This is a genomic window from Moraxella equi, from assembly GCF_002027555.1.
GTDB classification, from domain to species: domain Bacteria; phylum Pseudomonadota; class Gammaproteobacteria; order Pseudomonadales; family Moraxellaceae; genus Moraxella; species Moraxella equi.
Genome location: NZ_MXAP01000016.1, coordinates 1 through 5,916, shown reverse-complemented (window position 1 = coordinate 5,916; position 5,916 = coordinate 1). Strand labels below are relative to the sequence as shown.

At 45.9% G+C, this 5,916-nt stretch carries 3 protein-coding genes; all 3 read left to right on the top strand.

The genetic code is table 11. The features are described from left to right. Positions 1 to 158: 158 nt before the first annotated feature. Positions 159 to 410 (top strand): hypothetical protein, encoded by a 252-nt coding sequence (locus B5J93_RS01650; protein ID WP_079324126.1) that lies wholly within the window; start codon positions 159 to 161, stop codon positions 408 to 410. Positions 411 to 871: 461 nt separating this feature from the next. Beyond that, entirely contained in the window at positions 872 to 2,221 is a 1,350-nt protein-coding gene (locus B5J93_RS01645; RefSeq protein ID WP_079324125.1) for a NarK family nitrate/nitrite MFS transporter, read from the top strand. A 904-nt stretch (positions 2,222 to 3,125) separates the two neighbouring features. Then, positions 3,126 to 5,916: nitrate reductase subunit alpha (locus tag B5J93_RS01640; RefSeq protein ID WP_079324124.1), on the top strand; the 2,791-nt coding region annotated here is incomplete at its 3' end.

The window sequence follows — 5,916 nt, the reverse complement described above, 5'->3', positions numbered from 1 at the left end:
TTAGTTGAGAGTGGGGTAACGCAATGATTTGTAGATGTAGGGGTGTGCTGAGCACGCCTAATAAAAAACAACGCCATCAAAGGGTATGCTCAGCACACCCCTACAAACTTGTTGCAAATATCAAGTTTGTGTTAGGTGTAATTAATGAGACAATATAAATGATACAAACCGATTGGGGTGATTTAGTAGCACAATTACGACTAAACTCCGAAACCTTACAATTATTAAGAGAAAACTATGGCGAACTTGAACAATTCTGGCAAAAACCTTTGGTTATGACTTCTCAAAACTTAGCGAATGGGAAGACAAATTCATCATCAATAGCGGTAAAAGTATTGATCAAGTCCGAGATAAAATCCTTGCGTCAAAGTAAAGTTGATGCCTATAAACAAATGATGGCAATGTCGTAATTTGTTTGACTAAATAGGGCGTGCCTGCCTTTTGTATTTGCAATGAAAAATGAGAAAAATCGCATGTTTTTCAAGGAAAAAGTGAGGTTTGATAGTCATTCTATCAAACGAGCTGTTGACGATGAAAAACAAGATTTAGCCATTTTTCATGCAAAAACATTGTTTTATTTCTAAAACATTTCTATTTTTTAAATTGTGTTATAAAGGTTCAATACGCCCTAATCTTCTTGGTAAAAATAAGCACACGCCACTTACTGATTCATGATAAGCCAAAATGCCAATGGCTAATCACAACCAAACTTACCCCAATGACAAAGACAGTTTCATACTGTCTTTTTTATTATTCACCTACCCCCAAAGTAGCATTTGCTCCCTGTCTTATTCATCATTAGGATAAGCGAAAAGTTGCCCGATTCCCCTTAAAATAATCCCAAATCTTAAAATTTCCCTAAGGGGGCAACATGAGTGCAAAAAATGAACTAAAAGGCGGGGGCGTGATTCACGACTGGCGACCCGAAGATGACGAGTTTTGGGAAAATGGCGGTAAACAGACCGCCAGTCGCAACCTATGGATTTCTATTCCTGCTCTACTGCTAGGCTTTGCGGTGTGGGTGATTTGGTCGGTGGTGGTCGTGCGTATGCCTGACGCGGGCTTTAATTTTACCAAGGACCAGCTGTTTTGGCTTACTGCCTTACCTGCCTTATCAGGGGCGACTTTGCGGATTTTTTATTCGTTCATGGTGCCTGTGTTTGGCGGTCGGCGGTGGACGGCTCTGTCCACGGCAAGTCTGCTGATTCCCATGCTGTGGATGGGCTTTGCCCTACAAAACCCCAATACGCCATTTAGCATCTTTGTCATCATAGCCCTGCTTTGTGGATTGGGTGGGGGTAACTTTTCGTCTAGCATGTCCAACATCTCGTTTTTTTATCCCAAATCCAAGCAAGGTACGGCTTTGGGGCTAAATGCAGGGCTTGGTAACTTAGGCGTCTCTACCGTGCAGTTTGTCGTGCCTGCGGTCATCGGCTTGTCAATCATCGGCACAGGCGTGACACTTGACAATGGCAAGAGCCTATATCTGCACAACGCCGCCTTTGTGTGGGTGCCGTTTATTGCACTTATGGCGATACTGGCGTGGTTTTTTATGAATGACTTATCGTCCGCCAAAGCGTCTTTTAAAGACCAGTCCATCATTTTCAAACGCTATCACAACTGGGTCATGTGCATACTGTATCTTGGCACGTTTGGCTCGTTCATCGGCTTTTCGGCGGCGTTCCCCATGCTTATCAAGCAGTCTTTTGCTGATGTTGACCCGCTAAAAGTTGCTTTTTTGGGCCCGTTGGTCGGAGCGATGTTCCGTCCTGTTGGGGGTTGGCTCGCTGACAAGATGGGCGGAGCTAGGGTGACGTTTTTTAACTTCATTGTTATGGCGGCAGCGACCATTGGCGTGATTGTCTTTTTGCCAAAAGATGGCACAGGCGGTAGTTTTGCAGGGTATTTTGCGTGCTTTATGGTGCTGTTTATTACCACAGGTATCGGCAATGGCTCAACGTTTCGCATGATTCCTGTCATCTTTCGCACTCTACACGAACGCAAAAACTCACCCGACCTTGTCAATGTCGCCAGAAAAGAATCGGCGGCGGTGGTCGGCTTTACAGGGGCGTTTGCTGCTTATGGTGGGTTTTTTATTCCCAAGATGTTCGGCTGGTTTGGGGCGAACAGCACGCTTATCATGCTTATCGTCTTTTATGTGATTTGCCTTGTGATTACATGGTGGTATTATAGCCGTAAAGGGGCCCAATATCCGTGCTAAGGCTGACCAAAAAAAACGCTACTTTTTTAAGTGGCGTTTTTTTTTTGCTATTTTTTGCTATTTTTCTTATAATGCGTTGGTTTTAGGCTTGGATGTACACTAGGTCTTGATAATAAAACCTAGTGTACATCCAAAAAACTTTTTTACAATTATCACAAACGTGATGATATTTGGATGTAGGGGCGTGCTGTGCACGCTTTGTGCAGTAATATCATCAAAGGGTGTGCTCAGCACACCCCTACAAACCCGTGGTAAATATGAAATTGGTTGGGTGTATTAAGGTTTAAAGTGTTGGTGTTGCTCTTATTTTGCCTGGACTGTCGGCTAATTTTTGGAAAATTTATTTTGAGAAAACACAATGAAAGACAACATAGATATAGAAAAAATTGATAGATATTTAATGCGACTTTATTATTTTGGCATTGTTGTCATCATTTCTAGTCTTGTATTAACATGCTATTATTATCTTAAAGTCGATTTTGATGACATGATAAAAAAAGTGAAGCTCATTTAATCTTTGGGTTTGTTTATTTTAACGCCTTTAAAGGTTATATAAAAAATGGCAAAAAGATTTTTCTGAAAATGATTATTTTAGCTCTCAGATGCAAAAAACCAAAAAGCCATTTAATGTCTTTGCCATTTTGTATCCACTAATACTGGTTGCTGTGATAATAGTTAATGATTTTTTTAAATAGTCTTGTAGAGTGCCTGCCACACACTGCTCAATCTTAACAATCAAAATTGACAGTTATCATCAAAAAACCCAACCCCACGCCACACCTACCCCCTTAGTATTATCCCCCTAGCCGTCAAGTTAATACCTTAATTTGGCGGTTTTCTTTATAGTAAGCTCATCAATTTAGCCAAAAACTTTTTAAGTTTAGCCAACCCACAAGGGGGATTTATGAGCCATTTATTAGACCAATTCCGTTTTTTTAAGAAAAAAACGGGCGAATACGCTGACGGACACGGCGAGATTCGTGATGAAAATCGTGATTGGGAGAACAGCTACCGCAGTCGTTGGCAGTTTGACAAAATCGTCCGCTCAACTCATGGCGTGAACTGTACAGGCTCATGCTCATGGAAAATCTATGTCAAAAACGGGCTGGTAACTTGGGAGACTCAGCAAACCGACTACCCACGCACACGCCCCGACCTGCCCAACCACGAACCTCGTGGCTGTCCCCGTGGCGCGTCTTATAGTTGGTATATGTACTCTGCCAACCGTGTCAAATACCCCAAAGTGCGTAAACCCTTGCTAAAACTTTGGCGTGAAGCCAAGGCGACCCACAAAAACCCTGTGGACGCATGGGCGAGTATCGTTACCGACCCCGCCAAAACCGCACAATACAAATCCAAGCGAGGCATGGGGGGCTTTGTCCGCTCGTCATGGAATGAAGTGGTGGAAATCATCGCCGCCGCCAATATCTACACCGCCAAGACCTTTGGTCCTGACCGTATCATTGGCTTCTCGCCCATTCCTGCCATGAGTATGATTAGCTATGCCGCTGGCTCTCGCTATTTGTCGCTCATCGGTGGGGTGTGTTTGTCGTTTTATGACTGGTATTGCGACTTACCGCCTGCGTCTCCGATGACGTGGGGTGAGCAGACAGACGTGCCAGAAGCTGCCGACTGGTACAACTCTGACTATATCATCGCATGGGGGTCAAACGTACCGCAGACCCGTACCCCTGACGCTCACTTTTTTACCGAAGTGCGTTATAAAGGCACAAAAACTGTCGCCATCACGCCTGACTATGCCGAGATTGCCAAGCTGTGCGACCTATGGCTAAACCCAAAACAAGGCACAGATGCAGCGTTGGCTCAGGCGTTTTGTCATGTGATTATCAAAGAATTTTATCTAAAAAACCCAAGTGCCTACTTTACCGACTATGCCAAACGCTACACCGATTTGCCCATGCTTGTCATGGTCGAAGGCGAAGGACAATCGGCAAGAGCAGGGCGATTCCTGCGTGCGTCTGACTTGGTGGACAACCTAGGTCAAGACAACAACCCCGAGTGGAAAACCATCGCCATCAATAATAATGGCGAGTTGGTGTCGCCTTATGGGGCGATTGGCTACCGTTGGGGCGAGAGCGGTCGTTGGAACTTGGAGAGTAAAGAAGGTACAAACAACACAGACGTGGATTTGGCTTTGACCCTAAAAGGCTCAGGCGAGACGGCAACGGTTGGCATGGACTACTTTGGCGGTGATGAACACCCTTATTTTACCGCCGCTGAAGGGGACAATATCCAGTACAAAAATGTGCCTTGCAAAACGCTCACACTAGCCAATGGCGAAACAGTCAAAGTGGTAACAGTCTTTGATTTAATGCTTGCCAATCTTGGCGTGGACAATGGCGTGGGCGGTCAGCACGTAACTGATGATTATAATGATGAAACCGTGGCAGGCACGCCTGCTTGGCAAGAGAAAATCACAGGTGTAAGCCGTGAAAAAGTCATTCAAATCGCTCGTGAATTTGCCGACAATGCCGACAAGACTCATGGCAAATCGATGGTCATCATCGGGGCAGGCATGAACCACTGGTATCACATGGACATGAACTACCGTGGCATTATCAATATGCTTATGCTGTGTGGCTGTATCGGTCAGTCAGGGGGCGGTTGGGCTCATTATGTCGGTCAAGAAAAATTAAGGCCGCAGACAGGCTGGGCTCCTGTTGCCTTTGCCTTAGACTGGCACAGACCGCCACGTCACATGAATGGCACGAGCTTCTTTTATAATCATTCAAGCCAATGGCGACACGAAAAAGTCTCGGCTCATGAGATTTTATCGCCACACGCTGACAAATCAGAGTTTCCTGAGCATATGCTCGACTACAACGTGCGTGCCGAACGTGCAGGCTGGCTACCGTCTGCCCCACAGCTTAACATGAACCCCTTGGAGCTTGGTCGTCTTGCCAAGTCATCAGGGCAGGACATTGAGAGCTATGTCGTGGACAATCTGGCAAATGGCAACGTGCGTTTTGCTGCTGAGTCGCCTGACAATCCTGCCAACTTCCCAAGAAACCTATTCATCTGGCGGTCAAACCTGCTTGGCTCATCGGGTAAGGGGCATGAATATATGCTTCACTACCTACTAGGCACCAAGCACGGTATCCTAGGCGAAGAGACCATTCATGATGGCATTCGCCCAACTGAGATTGACTTTGAGCCAAATGGGGCAACGGGCAAACTTGACCTTGTTACCACGCTTGATTTTAGAATGTCGTCCACCTGTCTGTACTCAGACATCGTGCTACCGACTGCCACATGGTACGAAAAAGACGACTTAAACACGTCCGATATGCACCCCTTTATCCACCCATTGACCGCTGCCACCGACCCTGCGTGGGAGTCCAAGACGGACTGGGAGATTTATAAGCTTATCGCCCAAAAATTCTCCGAGCTGTCAGTCGGTCATCTTGGTGTGGAAACAGACATCGTAACCTTGCCCATGCAACACGACAGTGAAGGCGAGCTGGCTCAGCCCTTTGGCGGAACCGACTGGAAAACCCAAGGCGTACGCCCAGTCCCTGGTAAGAACTGCCCACACATCAAAGTTGTGGAGCGTGATTATCCGTCCACTTATGCCAAATTTACATCGCTTGGCACGCTCATGGATAAGCTCGGCAACGGCTCCAAAGGTATCACATGGGACACCAAGGAAGAAGTCAAACTATACCAACCGAACT

Excerpts from the sequence above, each read along its gene's own strand:
- B5J93_RS01650 (WP_079324126.1), top strand. The coding sequence starts at position 159 with ATGATACAAACCGATTGGGGTGATTTAGTAGCACAATTACGACTAAAC.
- B5J93_RS01645 (WP_079324125.1), top strand. The coding sequence starts at position 872 with ATGAGTGCAAAAAATGAACTAAAAGGCGGGGGCGTGATTCACGACTGG.